The 17,253-nt window shown below is 41.5% G+C and carries 15 protein-coding genes; 7 read left to right on the top strand and 8 right to left on the bottom strand.

All coding sequences use genetic code 11. From position 1 onward, the window contains the following. Positions 1-409: 409 nt before the first annotated feature. Together PULV_RS18850 and PULV_RS18855 are read right to left on the bottom strand one after the other, a co-directional pair. Positions 410-868 (bottom strand): hypothetical protein, encoded by a 459-nt coding sequence (locus tag PULV_RS18850; RefSeq protein WP_086743245.1) that lies wholly within the window; start codon positions 866-868, stop codon positions 410-412. Between the two features lie 506 nt (positions 869-1,374). Then, on the bottom strand, positions 1,375-1,797 hold the full coding sequence (locus PULV_RS18855; protein ID WP_193332750.1) for a tyrosine-type recombinase/integrase: 423 nt from the start codon (positions 1,795-1,797) through the stop codon (positions 1,375-1,377). Between the two features lie 227 nt (positions 1,798-2,024). On the opposite strand from PULV_RS18855, the gene PULV_RS18860 reads away from it, so the two are divergent. From PULV_RS18860 to PULV_RS18875, 4 genes are all read left to right on the top strand, one after another. Next, on the top strand, positions 2,025-2,225 hold the full coding sequence (locus PULV_RS18860) for a hypothetical protein (protein ID WP_193332751.1): 201 nt from the start codon (positions 2,025-2,027) through the stop codon (positions 2,223-2,225). 401 nt (positions 2,226-2,626) lie between these two features. Beyond that, complete coding sequence (locus tag PULV_RS18865) at positions 2,627-3,067, top strand: hypothetical protein (RefSeq protein WP_193332752.1); 441 nt, start codon at positions 2,627-2,629, stop codon at positions 3,065-3,067. 129 nt (positions 3,068-3,196) lie between these two features. Next, complete coding sequence (locus PULV_RS18870) at positions 3,197-3,562, top strand: glyoxalase superfamily protein (protein ID WP_086745576.1); 366 nt, start codon at positions 3,197-3,199, stop codon at positions 3,560-3,562. Between the two features lie 136 nt (positions 3,563-3,698). After that, the gene (locus tag PULV_RS18875; RefSeq protein WP_193332753.1) at positions 3,699-4,202 is read left to right on the top strand and encodes a hypothetical protein; all 504 of its coding nucleotides are present in this window, start codon (positions 3,699-3,701) and stop codon (positions 4,200-4,202) included. A gap of 36 nt (positions 4,203-4,238) precedes the next feature. Here the strand turns inward: PULV_RS18875 and PULV_RS18880 are convergent, their stop codons facing one another. Continuing rightward, a complete protein-coding gene (locus tag PULV_RS18880) occupies positions 4,239-5,189 on the bottom strand; it encodes an IS110-like element ISPtu2 family transposase (RefSeq protein WP_193331278.1) in 951 nt (316 codons plus the stop codon). A 381-nt stretch (positions 5,190-5,570) separates the two neighbouring features. Here PULV_RS18880 and PULV_RS18885 point away from each other — a divergent pair, with 381 nt between their 5' ends. After that, a complete protein-coding gene (locus PULV_RS18885) occupies positions 5,571-5,930 on the top strand; it encodes an SdpI family protein (protein WP_193332754.1) in 360 nt (119 codons plus the stop codon). Between the two features lie 201 nt (positions 5,931-6,131). Here the strand turns inward: PULV_RS18885 and nhaR are convergent, their stop codons facing one another. Further along, positions 6,132-7,028, bottom strand: coding sequence for a transcriptional activator NhaR (nhaR, locus tag PULV_RS18890; protein ID WP_193332755.1), 897 nt, complete (start codon positions 7,026-7,028; stop codon positions 6,132-6,134). Between the two features lie 110 nt (positions 7,029-7,138). On the opposite strand from nhaR, the gene PULV_RS18895 reads away from it, so the two are divergent. Beyond that, positions 7,139-7,450, top strand: a complete 312-nt coding sequence (locus tag PULV_RS18895) for a hypothetical protein (protein ID WP_193332756.1) — start codon at positions 7,139-7,141, stop codon at positions 7,448-7,450. Positions 7,451-7,648: 198 nt separating this feature from the next. Here PULV_RS18895 and PULV_RS18900 read toward each other — a convergent pair whose 3' ends face one another. Next, on the bottom strand, positions 7,649-8,185 hold the full coding sequence (locus tag PULV_RS18900) for a hypothetical protein (RefSeq protein ID WP_193332757.1): 537 nt from the start codon (positions 8,183-8,185) through the stop codon (positions 7,649-7,651). A 184-nt stretch (positions 8,186-8,369) separates the two neighbouring features. Then, positions 8,370-11,789 carry a S8 family serine peptidase gene (locus PULV_RS18905; RefSeq protein WP_193332758.1) on the bottom strand — a complete coding sequence of 1,140 codons (3,420 nt, stop codon included), beginning with the start codon at positions 11,787-11,789 and terminating at the stop codon, positions 8,370-8,372. A 558-nt stretch (positions 11,790-12,347) separates the two neighbouring features. On the opposite strand from PULV_RS18905, the gene PULV_RS18910 reads away from it, so the two are divergent. Further along, on the top strand, positions 12,348-12,884 hold the full coding sequence (locus PULV_RS18910; RefSeq protein WP_193332759.1) for a prepilin-type N-terminal cleavage/methylation domain-containing protein: 537 nt from the start codon (positions 12,348-12,350) through the stop codon (positions 12,882-12,884). A gap of 52 nt (positions 12,885-12,936) precedes the next feature. On the opposite strand, the gene PULV_RS18915 is transcribed toward PULV_RS18910, so the two are convergent. After that, positions 12,937-14,010, bottom strand: coding sequence for an efflux RND transporter periplasmic adaptor subunit (locus tag PULV_RS18915; protein ID WP_193332760.1), 1,074 nt, complete (start codon positions 14,008-14,010; stop codon positions 12,937-12,939). A gap of 9 nt (positions 14,011-14,019) precedes the next feature. Further along, on the bottom strand, positions 14,020-17,115 hold the full coding sequence (locus PULV_RS18920) for an efflux RND transporter permease subunit (RefSeq protein WP_193332761.1): 3,096 nt from the start codon (positions 17,113-17,115) through the stop codon (positions 14,020-14,022). Between the last annotated feature and the right edge of the window lie 138 nt (positions 17,116-17,253).

Consider the following 17,253-nt stretch of genomic DNA (forward strand, 5'->3'; position numbering starts at 1 on the left):
GTTTAGCTTAAAAACCGCTTTGCAAATAATCAATTGATATGAACGCAAGCGGTGAAGATAGGACATCCATGGCTAAGCTTTACCTTGCATTCATCCATGAAATGCTGATATGTGCGAGCTGTAGCAGCGACTTTATGTCGCGACAGGGGTTTACTTTGTGTAAAAGTCAATACTCCCAAATAGAGGTTGCTCAAGTCCTTACTTGATTCGACAGTGATTTACGTATTGTTTTTTATTGCAAACTATTTAAAATCAATGAGATATTTATGACTGTCACATATTTTCTAACCTAATCTTGGCACTATTTAAGGCCGCTGGTTTCATCATTGTGAACCAGTGAGTTTCAGGCTCAAGTCAGGTGTAAGTAACTTTGTTTTTTGTTTTTCGTACAATATTACAAACAGTGATTTTATATTTTGGCTAAGGTGTGGACCTTCCGTGGGACGTTTTGTTCAAATTTGTATTCCAGCAAAGCAATATAACGATCAACCAGCAGCAATGCCTCGCGAAACCCCTCTTCTTTGATCAATTGGGTTAAATGATGTAACGACAACCAATGACTTAAAAAACTAAAAGGGGTTAAAAAACCAATTTGGTTAATTTTAGGATGGCGAACCAGTAATTCATTCCAATGATACATAGGTGTAATCACTAAATTATTTTCACCAATATCCAATAATGTACACTGCACTTGTTTGCATAACTCAAAAATAAGTTCTTTACGCTTTTTGACTTCGACTAACTGATTTGTGCCCAGTGACGTGCAATGATTGTCGAGAAGTTTATCTAAATCGCAATCGACATAACTAAACAACTCTTTTTGATAAGGCTGCCATACGTCTAAAAACTGCTTAAGGCATGTATCCATATTCACTTCCTTGTAAGGTTGACTCTGATATTGCGGTTAATAAAAATAACGTTGGCATTAGCATACAAGTCAAATGTGGATACAAAATGAAAATATCAGGGTGTAACCATTATGTTTTCAGGGAAGGGACGCGGTATCGCGTTCACCTCATCCAAAAGGATTATGCTAGCACTCAGATAATAAACGATTTAAAGATTTAAATGGTCTGATCTGTACCTGAAAACTGTATTTGGTATGAGCAAACCTGAAAATAAGCCCTTGAAAATTAAAATGAGATATTTTTGGGTGTCATATATCTTTGTTTTATCCATGAAATGCCTGACTCATCAATTGTTTATTTTTCGGGCGTGATCACGGGGGAGATTGGCATCGGTGTTGTTTTTAGGCTGTTTGTGTAAACGACTTTATATAGCGACAGAGTTTGTTTGTGATTTGTACAATCAATGATTTATAAATAGAAGTTATTCAATCTATCACTAATTTTGATACCGATTTTGTATTGTTTTTTAATGCAAACTATTTAAAATCAATAAGATATTTATGGGTGTCATGTATTTATGCGCAAACGTTGGGTTTTGTAGGTCGAGTTTTAAGTATTCGTCTACCTGATGGATTTGATTTCTAAGTAATGGAAATAGCTCAGCTGCCAAGGTGACTATTCTGTGTTTGTTACCTTTGCCGTTCCAAACACGGACACACTTATAGTCAAAATCAATATCTTGAACCCTAAGCTGGACAGCTTTCATCACTCGTAAACCACTACCATACATTAATCCTGCAATTAAATAATAGCGTTTGCCCAAATGCGACATAAGCAGTTTGACCTCTTCGGGTGTCATCACGATCGGAAGTTTTGACTGACGTTTACTCCTCACAAAGTTCAACGAGCAATTGAGCTCTTGTTTAATAATGTGTTTATACACGCGCATTATTCATCAAATGGATTTTTTCAGGTTTGATTTAAGGGAAAATTTATTGGCATCGGTGTTCTTTCTTTATATAGCGACAGAGTCTGTTTGTGATTCGTACAATCAATGATTTCTAAACAGAAGTTACTCAATTCCTCACTAATTTTGGTACCGACTTTGTATTATTTATAATATAAGCTATTGAAAATTAACAGTGTATTTATATTTTTTTAAGTATTTTTCTATGTATGCGTGTATATACAGTGTTGGTGAGTTTCTCGTATAGTCAAGAAAACGAGCGATTGGGTCGTTTTCACCCCAAAGCAATTTTAGCCTTAGAGGTAGAAAGCTTTACTGGACGCCCATCTCGGCGCTTGTTTTTGCATAGGCTTCGCCATTTTATGCAAAAACAATCACCAAGCTGTGCGCCGTTTAGCTTAGCGTTCTGATGGAATTGGAAACCCTAGATATTATAGCGTACACAGGATTTTTTACTGTATATTTAATCAGTATAAAATGGCTTGTTTTAAGTGCTATAAAATCTAACAAAGAAACTTGACGGGACTATACTTTATTTCAATCCCTAAAGCTTAGCACTAATGCTGTTGAAACCAGCGGGGTTTACAAACAGACATTAGTGCTAAGCTTTAGGATATGAAGTCTCGCTCAAGTGCCATTTTCCTTCGAGTTTTCCAATCTACGCAGCCAAAACGACTAAAGTCTGGCTGCCACAGAACAAGTCAATGAAATACGACTCCGCAAGTTTTTCATTTTCTTTTGCAAACAACGCAAAGAAACTGCCAAACTTGCTGCACGTATTATTGAAGCGTTATATGTTTAAGGAAGATTTGTGGCTCCTCCATTTAAGAAATTTCTTATAGTTATATTTGTTTTAGGCGTTGTGATGTATTTTTGGAGTTCGGAGTGTGAAGACTGTACGAAGTCAACTCAATCTATTATAACGGCATACAACCTTACCCAAGATGAAGTTAAATATATATCTACAAATATGTTTGACGAGGTATTTTTAAATAGCTTGAAAGAAAAGTATCCGAAATATGCAAAGGGCTTAAAAGACGACCGAATTGCATATAACATTAGAACCAAAATTAACACTACTGATAATACTTCGGTTACGAAGTTTTCAATTGGATTTAAATACTCGGGATTAGAGGGTAAAAATGATCCTGAGATAGTCAAAGATGCAGAGGCAATATCTAAAATACTAGGTGATCGACTATTCACTATAGTAAAACCATATGAAGGTCGAGAGAGCTTAAACATAAATTAGAGTAACTAAACATATAACAAGTTACTCAAAAGGACGCCAAACGCTTGGCTTGCGCTCCTTCGTCGGTAATTTTAGCCAAGCATTTTTGCGCCCATTAGTAAGGCGTTATGTGTAAAGAGAGTATCGAGAATGGATTTTCAAACTATACCAATAATTAGAATATTTGATGAAGAGAGGGCCAAAGAATTTTATTTGGGTTTTTTGGGTATGACCTTAGATTGGGAGCACCGATTTGAGCAGGACTACCCAATTTATATTCAGGCTTCAAAAGGAAATCTCGTTCTTCATCTTAGTGAGCATTCTGGTGATTGTACGCCGGGCAGCAAAGTCTTTGTAAATGTCAGCGATCTTGATGCATTGTTCCAAGAAATAACTTCACGGCCTTATAAATACAGCAAGCCCTCAATTGAGCAGGCACCTTGGGGTGGTCGTTGTTTTACGGTCATTGATCCATTTTCAAACAAAGTATTGTTCAATGAGCAGAAAAACACATAACAATACGCTCAAACATCGTTCCGGCCTTCGGCCTCCACTGGACGCCCATCTCGGCGCTTGTTTTTGCATAGGCTTCGCCATTTTATGCAAAAACAATCACCAAGCTGTGCGCCGTTTAGCTTAGCGTTAGGTTTTCATGAGAGTCAGCATACTAATTTCACTTCTAATTTTGCTATGTAGTTGTGGTGAAGGGCGTAAAACACCTGAAGGTTATATTGAAGAATGCTATGGAGGTGATTTCTCTAGAAATATGATTGGGAAAACTCCAAACTATTCAGCTGTTCTTGATCTAGAAACATCTAAATGGGAAGAGTTAAGAAACACCTTAAAAAACTTTGCGAATGAAAATAGGCTGCGTTTCTTTGAGGATATAAGACAAAACGATTCGTTAAATATGTTTAATGTTTCCTTATGTTCAAAAGATGGTTTATGGATAAATGCAGACAAAAGGATTTGGACAGTTGGTGATTCACCTGAACATATTCCAATGCCCTTAATGATAAGAGTTCAGGTGTATAAAAATACCGAAAAATGGGCTTCAATATCCGATAGCTTAAATAGTATTCTTGTTAAAAATTGGCCCAATGATTTAAATACAGAACATGGATATACATCTAGTTATAAAAATTCACTGTATTGAAAACCTAACAAGAGACTATGGCGTCAATAGCTAATTTTAAACTTTTGGCGCTTCCCACATCACCCCGTCTCTGAGCATCGAATTTAAGATCACAATCATCTTCCTGACACACGCAATAAGCGCTACTTTTTTTGGTTTCCCAGCAGCAACTAATCGCTGATAAGTTGATTTAAAAACAGGGTTTGATTGGATGGCTGACATCATCGCCATGTATAAAACGGTGCGCACTTGATGTCGCCCACCTTGAATTTTCCGAAGCCCTTTATAGCGGCCACTTTCACGATTCATAGGTGCAACGCCAACCAATGCACCGGCTTCTTTATTCGACATATAGCCAAGCTCAGGTAAGTTGCTGATGATGGAAGCAGCGGCAATTTTACCAATGCCTTTCATGCTTTGCAGAATCGTGTTTTTGGCTGAATATTCAGGGCATGATTCAATGAGTTTTAGAATTTTATTTTCAATTTTTTCAATCTGATTTTTAAAGGCTGTTAAAATAGGTTTGATGGTTGAAATCAGCTCTTTTGGTAAAATTTGCAGGCGGTTTTTTTCCATCGTTTGCATGACTAACAGCTGATTTCTTCTGGCAACCAAATCACTCATAATCTGCATGATGTCAGGCTTTAGGGTGGAGAGTGTGGGTTTAATTGCTTCGCCATAATGTGCAATCAACTGTGCATCTAGCTTGTCGGTTTTAGCGCGTTGACCAATGGCGCCAGCAAAGCGTTTTATGTGTATTGGGTTGGCAATGACAAAGGGTAAATTGGCCTTTGCACATGCAATAATAAAGGGCATTTCAAGGCGGCCAGTGGCTTCAATAATGATACGTTTTGGAGAGTGAATTTTGATTTTTTTAATTGCCTCAGCAATCCCTTTTTCATCGTTCTTAACGGTGAAATAGATATCAAGAGGGCGAATATAAATATCGAGTTGAAATTTGCCGGTATCGACACCGACATTAATGTTTTGATTAGTATTTGTTTTCATAATAAGCTAACTCTTGCTTGCATAATGCGGGTTCGAGACCCAGTAGACTATTCGAGTGTGATGCTTGGAGTCTTTTGTGGCGTTCATTCTTGTTATCGGTCTCTCAACAGAGGATCCATCGCTTAATCGAACTACCACAAAAGAGAGCTTTAGTTGCAGCTAAAGCCTGGGTCTCACATTACCCGAACTTGGTTTAAAAGAATAATTAGATGGGTTTATTATCCATACAAGCGCATTAAGGCTCGTGAACTCGCTCGGACAATTAACAATGGGTTATTGTCGCTGCGCTCAATAAGTGTAACCCATTGTCAATTTGCCGCTTATGCGGGCGTTGGTATTTTTAGAGTACAGCTCCACACCAAGAAGGAAAATTAGGAAACTATGGAATCAAATAAAGAAAAAGAATTAGCTACAGTAAAAACTGCAATGACAGTTTTGGGTTATGTTATCAGTGCTATTTTCATTGTTTTAGGACTGCCTTTAGTATTAGAGCTAATTGAACCTAACTCCGCATATGGCGTAAGAACAGCTCAAGCTTTATCGGATGAACATGCTTGGTATCACCTTAACTCAATAGGTGGGTGGGGAATGATTGTTTCTGGTTTAATAAGCTTTATTACAATCCGAACATTAAAAAACAATGAAAACCTAGAATTAGTAAAATCTATCGTTGCGATCAGTTGTGCGCCAGCCTTATTTCCAATAGTTATTTTAGGTTGTACGTACTTATTCATGATGTAACAGGTAGCAGAAAATACATACAAGGTGGTCAAACATCGTTCCGCTTCGCTTTACTGGGCAGTATATCTGAAGTCCACATCATGCAGTTCAGGGTGGAATGTGAAATAATTACCATCTTGATTGAGCGAAAAAAATCAATTTATGAGTGTTTTTTAGTTTAATTTCAATAGATTATAACCAAGTATTATAAATGTTGGTTTTTCATTGATTCATTTGTGCATGCTTAACAAACTCTGAGTAAATGCTGTCTTTAATTAACCTGTCGGGGGTGAAGGCATAGTAATGTTGAAACGCGTTATCGATGGTGCCAATGAAGTGCACATCATAATGACGCTCGATTTCAGCTTTAACCAGTATGGGCGCTGGAAAAATACCAAACCCTTGTTCGCCGAGTGCTTTCATTAAGGCGCTGTCATCAACGTGACCTGCTACCGAGATCTCGATATCTAATTCTTGTAACCAATAATAAATAGCGCGGCTAACCGGGCTGCCTTTTGCTGGAAGAACCACAGGCTGATTGTGTAAGGATGAGGGAAAATTGGGGCTCAGTTGTTGATGCCACTCCTTGTTGCCAAAAAAAGCGAGCTGACTTTTACCAATTTCATGACAAAACGCTTTAAAGGGCAACGAGTTATCAAGGGGTTTGTCTGCAAGTACCAAATCGAGTTTATGGGTCGCCATTTGAGCTAATAGTTCATCTTGTTGGCCATCAATGCAATGCAAGTTACTGATGCGTTCGTTGTCGATTAACGGTGCTAACCACTTAGAAACCAGTGATTTTGGTAAGACGTCAGAAATGCCTACTTTGAGGGTTTTGGATAGGTGACTGAGATCACCTTGGGTGGTTTCGAGCCATTCTTCGGCAATCGCAAACATATCGTTGGCATACTGTTGGGTGATTTGGCCAAATTCGGTTAAGTGCATGCCGCGACCTTGTCGAATAAATAAAGGTTTACCTAAGCGTTGCTCTAACTGACTGATTTGGGCACTGATGGTTTGTGGTGTTAAGTGCAGTACTTTGCTGGCTGCAGCAATGCCGCCACAACGGCTCACTTGCCAAAAATAATACAGATGATTGTAGTTGATATTGGTAACCATTCGAAAATACCTGCCCTTTGGTCAGAAATAATCAGCTTTTATCTTGCCTATTACGTTAGTAGATTAGCACTAAGCCTGCAAGACAGGTGCGACTAATAGGTGGTAATAGTATGAAGCTGAAACTGATAATCAAAGACAGGCTGATCCATTCGGGTATGAAGGCCTCACTTGCTAAGTTACTCAACAATACATTAGCCAAATACGCTTTGCATATTCGCAAAGTGGATATCCATGTTGATGACATCCCAACCAGTCAGCATGGTCCTTTAAAAGAATGCAAAATTAATATGTTGTTACCAGGTCTGCCCAATATTGTGGTCAAGGCGAAAGGTAAAAATATTGTGCATGCCATTCAACGCGCCTTAAAAAGTTTGCAATATGTTCTATTACAAAAGTATCAGTTAAAACAGTTAAACCCTTAATTTTGTATTGATTGATCATACGTAGCAGGAGGTGAGCGCACGTATCGTTTTATTTGATTGGTTAATATGACGGTTAGCCAATCTTTAATGTTCATCCCAAAAAACTTGCATTAGCATGGAAGCTTGCGGTTGAAGCCCACAAAATAGCCCATTCACAGTGGGCTATTTTTTTGTGCTGATTTTGAATGTATGGTTACGTTAAGTATTTTTTGTTGTGAGTTGAGTAAATAGCCACAGTGGGATCGGGCGAATAAAATGGTACGTGACATAAGCCATAGCCGCAAATATAAAGCCACCTAAAGTTGGAATAAAGGCCCCAAATCCAGCGCTTGAGACCACCACGTACGCCAATAAAAAAGGCGCTTGATAGACTGGAAAAAACAACGCAACAAACAAAATAAACGGCACGGCCAGTAAACTGACTAACGTCATGTAACCGGCGTAAAATAGTAGTGTCATGATCAGGGCGTACAGGCCCGCAGCCCCTAATTGCAGCCACACTTTTTTGGGGTAACACAGACCATATTTTTTATTGATGAGTGTGGTTAAACACCATGTGGCCAGCGGTAAAATAAGCAACCCCCACCAATTTGATATTGCAGGTAGTTCTGGATCGTGTAATAGGTGATGGGCTGGTACCCCAGTAGTGCTATGTTGCCAAAGTAAAAACGCCACAATATAAAGTGAAACAAGTGCTGTAAGCAGTAAGCGTGATTGTGTGAATATGCGTGTCATTGTTATGCCCATTGAGGAGAGGTGACTCAATATAATAGCGGACTAAAAAGCATGCGAGCGATAGTTTGTAACAAAGGATCAAAACACGATACACATCGATACAAGTGATAGGTTGATGTATAGCAGAGTTGAACGTCAACATCGCGCTTAAAGCGCGATGTTGACGAAGTTAAATTATCAATTGTTAGTGATTAATCGAGTCAGATAAGTACTTCATTTCAACATTGTCATCATCACTTTTGGCTTTGATGACATCAATTGTTACTGTTGCTGGGGCTGATTCATTCCCTTTTTCATCAATAGCGATGACGTCGAGATAAATGGTCTTCAAGTTAATTTGTGAGTTAAGAAACACATTATTGGTTAACACCACTTCGCCATATTGGTTCACCTCTATACCCATTAAAGTTTGTCCGGTGATCAAATACTCAGTGATAGCTAAATCTAGGTTTGATTGGGTTACGCTCAACTTTCCAATCACGGTGTCGTTCGGTGCATTGCTTACGACGCTAAAAAATGCATTTTCAAGTTCAGGAGCGAGGCTCTCAGGGAATGTAGCAAGTGTATCGAGTGGAATCACTTGCAAAACATCATGTGAAGCGCTCAAAGCAAAGCTCTGCGTTGCATTAATGATGGCTAGTTGCCCTGGCTCTAAAACAGAGATGGGTTGTTTATTTTGAGGTTCAGTCAACGAGACACCCGTCATGGTTGCAAATTTTGCAGTTCCTAATACGCTGTCGGTTGTTTCATAAATACCAAGTTGGTAACTAGGATACCCCACCGAGGCTTCGATTGTTAATTCACTTCCTAGCTCTGTGGCTGATAAGCCAATTAAATCACTACACGCAGAAAGTGTAATTGTATCAGAGCCATACGAATGATACATCGGTGATAGATATGCCCAATTTGGGGTGCCATCTTTCATAGCGCCAGAAACCGTTCTGACTCGGCCTTTAACTTGAGCGTATTGACCCACATCATTATAATTTGACAATGCATAGTCATAGTGATTGTCGTTATCAATATCAACATTTAACATGACGCCAATTTGACGAAGGTGATTGATTTGATCTCTTAGTTTTATAGAGGCCGTAATGAGCAAGCCAGAATTACAGTTACTGGCTTCAATCGTATTAAACGTCGTAGCGAGTATATTAAATGGTTTGTCATCTTCGGATGCTTTCTCACCTTGAGCTACAAGCTGCTCTGGAACAAGAATGTGTGATGTTGAGCTCGTATTGGTTACTGCCCAATGTTTAACGTCTTCAATACTGGTGCTATTAAGAGTTAACGAAGGTTTTGCTTTAGGTAAAATGTGGTAAACCAAATGCAGGTCATTGTCTTGTTCTGTAGACAGATCATTAAAAATAAGGGCACCATCAAACTCTGCCAAGGTTAGTGCATTTGACTGTGCATTAGCTTGCTCTAACGTGAAAGGGTTTTCTAATAACCAATTTGGGAGTTTTGTTGGATCAACTCTTAAACCGACATCAAAGTTGATAGTTCGCCCTGGGGGCACTGTGATGCTCTCAGGTAAATCCCAAGTTAATGCGTTGGTCGCTTGGTCGTTATCGTATCGAGAGGAGATACTCAAATTATAAATTATCTCTTCTGTCGAGAAGTTTTTGATTGTTACTGTTTTATTAAAGGTCGATACCTCATCGAACACTTGTAGACCATACGATAACGCAGCTTGGTTTGTGTTGTATTGTTTATCATGCACCCAAGCGGCAACAGGCAAATTAATCGCTTTTTCTACATCAACTAAACCTGCGCCAATTAAACTGATAGGAGCAAGCTCTGTGTCTGGATGAGTGGCTAAAGGCTCATTTGTGACCATAAGGTTGGCCGAGTTCATTAAGGTTGCTTTAATTTCAAGCGCATTTCTTTGTGGCAGCGCTTCTCTAACGAGTGCAACAGCCCCTGAAACTAAAGGCGCAGCAAAAGAAGTACCTGTTTGTGGCGATAGTTGATTAAGGCTCCCCATTTCAGCTAATAAGATATCGGTGCCCGGTGCTGTGATCTCTGGTTTTAAAAGTCCCTCCATTGATGGACCTCGAGATGAAAATGAGCCTACTGCGCCATCTGTTTTTTTCATGATAGCAGCGAAGCTAAAGGAGGGACGTTTATTATTAGCTAACTGTTGCTTTAGGTAGAGACTATCATTAAGTGATACCGATATTGTTCTTATTGTGATGACATCAGCATGATTTCCTGCGGACATAGCTGGTGGTGCACCATCTCTATTGTTGGCAATAATAACCAGTTTAGCCCCACGTTGTTGCGCGCGAAGCACTTTATCAGAAAAGCTACAAGTCCCTCTATCAATCAGTACGGCTTTACCAGTAAAATCAATTGATTGATCGTAGTCTACACACGCTTGCTTATTCAAATTAGGATAAACAAGTTCGATATCGTCGTTATTGAGCTCAAATGCCCCTTGTAATCCAAAAGACGCTAACCCAATTGTCGTTTCTTCACCGCCAATAATCGCACTTGGGCTTGAAACCATGGCTGTAGGATGGGTCATCGCACCAACAGAAAGTACGTTGGGAGTTGAACTTGGTCCAGAAACTATAAATGGGTAATGACCACTATTACCAGCAGAAGCAACCACGTTAACGCCTAACTTTACCGCTCTTTGGAGAAGATACTGTACACCACTGATGCTTTGTGGTTGACCAAATTCATCACCGAAAGAAAGATTAATAACATCAACGCGATCAGCAATACTTCCATCCCCATTGGGATCCATCGCAGCTTCTAAGGCCAACGCTTGAGCATAACCAGAACACCCTCTTGCGCACACGGAATATGCGAGAAGTGATACATCAGGTGCTACACCATTAATGGCATGAGCGACCGCTGTACCATGAGATGTTCTGTCGCTGTTGGGGTCAGTGTTAGGGGTGGTAGGATCATTTTCAATCGGGTCTTCATCATGTCTGATAAAATCTGCGCCACCAATGACTTGACCTTGCGGCCATGCAACACTTGAAGGATCCGATTGTGCTTCATCATATGCTGCTTGAGTGCCCTCGCCACCAAAAGCTGTGTGTGTGTAATCAATGCCTGTGTCCAGAACTGCGACACGTTGTGTTTTTCCGGTTGCAATGTGATTGTTTACTACAGCAGCCGCATTGATGTAATGTGCCGAAGCATCAATATGTAACTCGTTATCATATAAAGGTAAAATACGATCAACCAGAGGGTTGCTTTCAAGTTTTATTAAAGCTTGTGGTTTAGTGTGCACGATTAAGCTTGGTGCCAATAACGAGGTTTGGCCAAAAATAGTGGTCTTTGCATCTTGTTTGAATAACTCGTCACTCAACAATGATTGAGAATGCCTAATTATCGCGAGCTGTTGATCTTTTTGTTGCGTACTTGCTGCACTTTGTGTCATGACATCGTTTGATGTGTCCACCTTTAAAAGAATCATATACGCCGATGGTGTTTGCTCTTTAATTAAGTCATTAATGACAGTGACCTGATAATCATTGGGCATACTGAAGGTGGGTTTTGTTGCGTTAACAAGTGGGCTGTTAAATAAAGCCGCCGCGACAACGACTGACAATGCCGATTTTTTTAATCCGTTTAGGTACATCCTAGCTCCCATTTTTTATTATTTTAATCGCTATGAATACAAAGAGTTGCAGCAATATATATTAGGGGGACAAAATACAGGAGAGTTGAGATAGGTACAATACAAAAGATGTTTTCTTCGATATTTTTATCGGAAAACATGATCAATTTAATCTCAGTTTTGGTTAATACTCTATTTCAAGCATTTATTTTCAACCTAAACATGTAGAGGTAATGTCGGAGTAATGTGAGATAGGTAGGCTGGTTATTGAGGTGTGAATCGGCCTTGTAACCTTGAGCACCTTTAGCAAAACAAAGCAGGTTAGATGTTTGCTTTTTCTTTAATATGTTGGTTGATTTCTTATCCAGCGCTTTGGAAAATTGCTCCTCTTAGCCTAATTAAGTGACTGTTACTCTAGTTTAGAATGGTGATGCTTATCCTACGAAAATGTTGCAGGGGGATAGTGCTTACCTTTGTGAGTGTGTTAACGTTAAAAGAGTTGATTATTGAAAATCACTATTGTGTATCAAGGATAGCGGCAATTATTGTTTAAAGTTTGCATTAAGAAATGTTCCTTTTATGATTACTCTACATTCATCTCAGCGCCACTGTTCAGGCTTTACCTTAATAGAGCTTATTATTGTGATTGTTATTCTTGGTGTGCTCGCGATAACGGCCGCACCGAAATTTCTTAATATACAAGCTGATGCGCATATTTCAGCCATTAAAGGGGCTGAAGGGGCGATCAATACCGCGGCCTCCCTTTTTAAGGCAAAAAGTTTAACCTCAGGGCAAGGTTTTGCGACAGTCGTTGAGTTTGAAGGTGTAAAAGGTAGTCATCATCAGCCTTATGCTGCATCTGGAACATCAGGCGGTTTTACAGCTGATTATTCATCACCTCCAGAAATATTTGAAGCGGCAGGACTGAACGCGCTGGATTGGTCATATCGTATTTTTGTCGAAAGCGGCAGTTATGCGGTGGTCGCGGCACCTAAAGGTGTGCTTAATCTCGCCCAGCCTACTGATGCACAAGTGAAAGCCACACAGTGTTATTTTCAATATCATTGGAAAAATAGTGGTCGCCCAGAAGTCACAGTTTTAACCACCGGATGTTAAGGTTTTTGATTAATCGCGCGGCTTAATTATCCGCACGACTTAATCATTATGGTTAGCGGGCGACTGTGAGCGTTTTTTGTGGGGCTAGAGGGGTCTTTAAACGTACTTTTTCGCCATCGCGCAGGTTTTCGGCTCCGCGTATTACCACTTGTTGGCCGACTTGTAGATCTCCGCTGACCTCGATGTAATCATAAAATCCGCTACCAGGAATGACCGTGACTTGCTTATTGTTGAGCTCATTGTCAATCACATTCACGTACACTTTATCTTGGCGCAAAATGAGCGCATCGCGATGTACAGTGAGTGCTTGATGGCTTTCACTGCTGGCAATAGACACTCTGACAGCACTGCCAATTGGCAAGGTATGATCTGCTAAATCAACGCGAACTTCCATGGTGCGACTGCGTTCATCCCCAACCGGGATTAAGGCACGAATGGTCGAATGGATTTGATTGCTTTTTTGCCAAATGACCACTTCATCACCAATGTGATTAAATTGATTATGCTCAAGAGGCGCATTGGCTTTGACTTCTAAATCTTGCAAGCTGACTAACCGCAGAGCCACAGTGCTTGATTGGCTAAACTCGCCTACTTGTTTAAAGCGCTCGACAACGGTGCCATTGAAGGGCGCGCGTAAACTGGTTTTAGCCAGTTGTAGTTCAATGCGCTGTAGGCTGATTTGTGCTTGGAGCAAGTCTTGTTCGGCCATGGCTAAATCGGCTTCTTTAGCATCAAGTGAATCTTGCGCTGCATTTTTACCTAGTTTTTCAAGGCGTTGTTGCTGGCGTTTCAATAGCGCGACCCGTGTTTTTAATTGACTGACAGTGGCATCGGCTTGTTGTTGTTCAAGCTGTAAAAACGCATCGTCTAGTTTTAAAATGACGTCGCCTTTGCTGACTTTGTCACCTACTTGCGCGACCCATTTAATGACTCCAGAGACCTCTGTCGTTAGGCGTGAATCAAAGCGGCTGACCACAGTGCCTGGGATCCAAGTTTGTTCTGCAATCTGTTCTTGCTCAACGTCACTGACCACCACTAACGTTGCTGGAGGGGGCGCGTCGGCCGCAATCGTGCTGACACTGGTGATACATAAGCCTAATAAAATAGAGTTTAATAATAGTTTCATTGTTCGCTCCTAAACATGTGATGCACGTTGGGGTGGTTGCGTTTCACTTTGGGTTCGCGCGACCGCCTGAGGGCTAAATTGTTTTAACAGTGCTGGCAAGAGCACTAAGGTAAATAGGGTAGAGAACAGCATGCCCCCGACGATCACCGCCGCGAGTCCTCGATAAATAACACTGCCTTCACCGGGCATAATCAGCAGCGGAAGCATGCCAAATATGCTGGTTAAGGTGCTCATAAAAATGGGGCGCAACCGCAGCAATAGTGCTTGCTCAACCGCTTGGTCACGACAAAGCCCTTCGCGCTCACCTTGGCGGGTTTGGTCGACTAACAAAATTGCATTGTTGACCACTAAACCTAACAAAATGATGAAGCCAATCATGGTGAGTAAATCAAGAGGTTGAAAATGAATAAGATTCATAAACTGTAAGGCGAGTACGCCGCCAACAGTGGCCAGTGGAATCGATAACGTCACCATTAAACTGTCTTTGAGTGATTTAAACAAACCGGCCATCAACACAAATAATAACCCCAAAGCGAGCACAAAATTTTGCCCCATAGTTGAGATAGATTGTTTGAGGCTATCGGCGCTGCCGCCATAATTAATCGAACCATCGGCGGGCATCATGGCTTTTATTTGTGGCTCAATTTCCGTTTCGATGATGGTCATGGCTTGTTGCAAAGACATATTTTCTGGTGGATTAACAAAGACAGTGATAGTACGACGACGGTCGATACGTTGAATACGTGATGGCCCGACCGTGCGGGTCACATCGACTAATTCACCTAGCTGAACCACATCACCACTTGGCGTACTGATTGGGATGGCGGCGAGTTCTTCTGGATTTTGCCAGCCTTGCGCTTTAAAAATCATATCAAGGCGTTTATTGCCATCAAAGTATTCACCAACAAATAAGCCCGTGCCCATAGCGCGGGTAATTTGTGCCAGATCACTTCGGGTAAAACCGACTTCCATCATGCGGCGATCATTGGGGATTAAGCGCAGTTCTGGCTCGGCATCTTGTGTTCCTGGGTTAACATTGATGTTACTGCCAGCAAAACGTTTTTCTAAGATATCACGGGTTTTTTCAGCTACATCAGCCATGGCGCGGGTATCTTTACTTTGTAGGTGAATGGCCACACTGCGCCCAGAGCCGAGCCCACCAAATAAGTTACCTTGCTGAGAAAATACACGGGTATCAGGCAAATCGATAAGCACTTCTTCGCGCATCACCCGTTCAAGCTCTTTGACTTGTGATTGATCTTTGGCACGTACGCCAAGGTTAGCATTGCCCGGAAAACTCAAAATATAGTAGTTTTTTAACGCCGGCTCTTTGCTGCCATCCATATAAGGCTGAAGGCGCTCAACAATTGGCTTGATGTATTCTTGCTCAACAAATTGTTGATTGGAGCCTGTAGGTAAGTTGACAAATGCATCGACGGCATCGCGTTTAACTGGCGGCAAATAATCAAGGGGCGGCAATAACCAAACAGTCACAGCGACAGGGGCAGCCATCAGTGAAATAATCGTTATTAAGCGTTTTTTGCTGGTATTGGTTAACGTCATGATATGGGTAGCAATACGGTGCCAAAAGCCCGCAAGTCGATCAGTTTGTTCAGTATCATTGAGCCATTTTTTGGCGGCAACAGGTAACACGGCTAAAGCGACTAACATCGATATGAAAACTGCAATGGCTATGGTCAGAGCCAAGTCTGCAAAAAACTGCCCTGCGACATCTTTTAAGAAAATCACCGGTATAAAAATCGCAATGGTGGTTGCTGTTGAGGCCATCAAAGCGCCAGCGACGAGTTGCGTGCCTTGCTTGGCGGCTTTATCCGTTGGCAGCCCTTTGGTTTTGAGGCGCACTATATTTTCGAGCACGACAATGGCGGCATCGAGCACCATGCCCGTGGCAAAGGCCAATCCAGCCAGTGAAATCACATTGAGCGAACGCCCGGTGAGACTCAAGACAATAAAGGTGGTCATAATGGAAATCGGAATGGCCATGGCAACAATCAGGGTGGCGCGGCGCTGGCGTAAAAACCACCACAACACACCCACAGCCAGCAAAATACCCAGCACTAAGTTACTGGTAACTAAATTAATCGCGCGATAGATAAACACTGATGCGTCGAAGGATTGCTCCATGGTGAGCTGTTCGGGGGCGAGAACTTGGCGGCGAATGTCGGCGACTTCGGCTTTTACACGCTCTAATGTGGCGAGCACATTGGCGCCACTTTCGCGGTCAATTCGGATGGACATCGCTGGGTTGCCATTTTGAACCGCACTGCCATTAGATTGGTCTCGTGCAATCGAGATAGTGGCAATATCATTGAGTTTGATGGGCTTACCATCGCGCCATTCGAGGACTAACTCGCCTAATTGAACAGGATCAAACCGCCCAGCAAAACGCAGGGTATAACGACGGCGGCCAATATCGGCGTAGCCGCCAGATGCATCGTTTGCGGCTCCGATTAAGCGGCTCACGCCTGTGACATTAATTCCCAACTCTGCGGCGCGATAAGCATCAAACTCGATTTGTAATTGTTCATTGGTGTTGCCTGTTTGCAGTTGCACCCGCGCTACACCAGGAATACTTTCGATACGAGGGCGAATGTTGTCATCGAAAAAGCTCGCGTACTCTGAAATGGGTTTGTCATTGCCTGGTAGTGCCTGTAAAAAGAAATAAGTCAGAGCTGGGGCGCCGCCATTAAACCCACCTAAGCTGATCACCGGCGGATTGACATCGCGGGGCAGAGGCGGCAAGCGATTCATGCGGCTGATCACTTCAATCAGGGTTTTATCCATGTCGGCTTCAAGTGAGAATTCAAGGTTAATGAATGAGCTGCCAGAGTTTGCAAAGGTGACCAGATTGGTTAATCCGGGTAGGCCTTGCAGCACATCTTCTTGTGGTTCAAGAATTTCAGATTCCATTTCACTGGGAGAGGCCTGACGCCAATTGGTGAAAATGGTAATTTGCGGCCGTTCAATGTCTGGAAAAAGCTGGATAGGCAGTTTGTTAAAGCTGACCCAACCTAACACCAAACAGAGGGTCACAATAATGGCGACACCGGCGGGATTTTTAAGTGCTGTTGTTGTTATGTTCATTTGGTTTCCTTGTTGGGTGAAGTCATATCAACACACTGACTATAGAATTAAGTGAGTCGCAAATTGTTGGGAAATAGTTTAACGCGCAGATAAATAGGATGGGCTGCAAACAAGCAGTTTTGCGTAACAAAGTATGTA

Source organism: Pseudoalteromonas ulvae UL12, assembly GCF_014925405.1.
GTDB lineage: Bacteria > Pseudomonadota > Gammaproteobacteria > Enterobacterales > Alteromonadaceae > Pseudoalteromonas > Pseudoalteromonas ulvae.

Bases quoted from the DNA above. Each gene is read 5' to 3' on its own strand.
- PULV_RS18860 (WP_193332751.1), top strand. From the start codon at position 2,025: ATGCGTGTATATACAGTGTTGGTGAGTTTCTCGTATAGTCAAGAAAAC.
- nhaR (WP_193332755.1), bottom strand. From the start codon at position 7,028: ATGGTTACCAATATCAACTACAATCATCTGTATTATTTTTGGCAAGTG.
- PULV_RS18895 (WP_193332756.1), top strand. From the start codon at position 7,139: ATGAAGCTGAAACTGATAATCAAAGACAGGCTGATCCATTCGGGTATG.
- PULV_RS18910 (WP_193332759.1), top strand. From the start codon at position 12,348: ATGATTACTCTACATTCATCTCAGCGCCACTGTTCAGGCTTTACCTTA.
- PULV_RS18870 (WP_086745576.1), top strand. From the start codon at position 3,197: ATGGATTTTCAAACTATACCAATAATTAGAATATTTGATGAAGAGAGG.
- PULV_RS18900 (WP_193332757.1), bottom strand. From the start codon at position 8,185: ATGACACGCATATTCACACAATCACGCTTACTGCTTACAGCACTTGTT.
- PULV_RS18905 (WP_193332758.1), bottom strand. From the start codon at position 11,789: ATGTACCTAAACGGATTAAAAAAATCGGCATTGTCAGTCGTTGTCGCG.
- PULV_RS18855 (WP_193332750.1), bottom strand. From the start codon at position 1,797: ATGCGCGTGTATAAACACATTATTAAACAAGAGCTCAATTGCTCGTTG.
- PULV_RS18880 (WP_193331278.1), bottom strand. From the start codon at position 5,189: ATGAAAACAAATACTAATCAAAACATTAATGTCGGTGTCGATACCGGC.
- PULV_RS18915 (WP_193332760.1), bottom strand. From the start codon at position 14,010: ATGAAACTATTATTAAACTCTATTTTATTAGGCTTATGTATCACCAGT.
- PULV_RS18885 (WP_193332754.1), top strand. From the start codon at position 5,571: ATGGAATCAAATAAAGAAAAAGAATTAGCTACAGTAAAAACTGCAATG.
- PULV_RS18920 (WP_193332761.1), bottom strand. From the start codon at position 17,115: ATGAACATAACAACAACAGCACTTAAAAATCCCGCCGGTGTCGCCATT.
- PULV_RS18875 (WP_193332753.1), top strand. From the start codon at position 3,699: ATGAGAGTCAGCATACTAATTTCACTTCTAATTTTGCTATGTAGTTGT.
- PULV_RS18850 (WP_086743245.1), bottom strand. From the start codon at position 868: ATGGATACATGCCTTAAGCAGTTTTTAGACGTATGGCAGCCTTATCAA.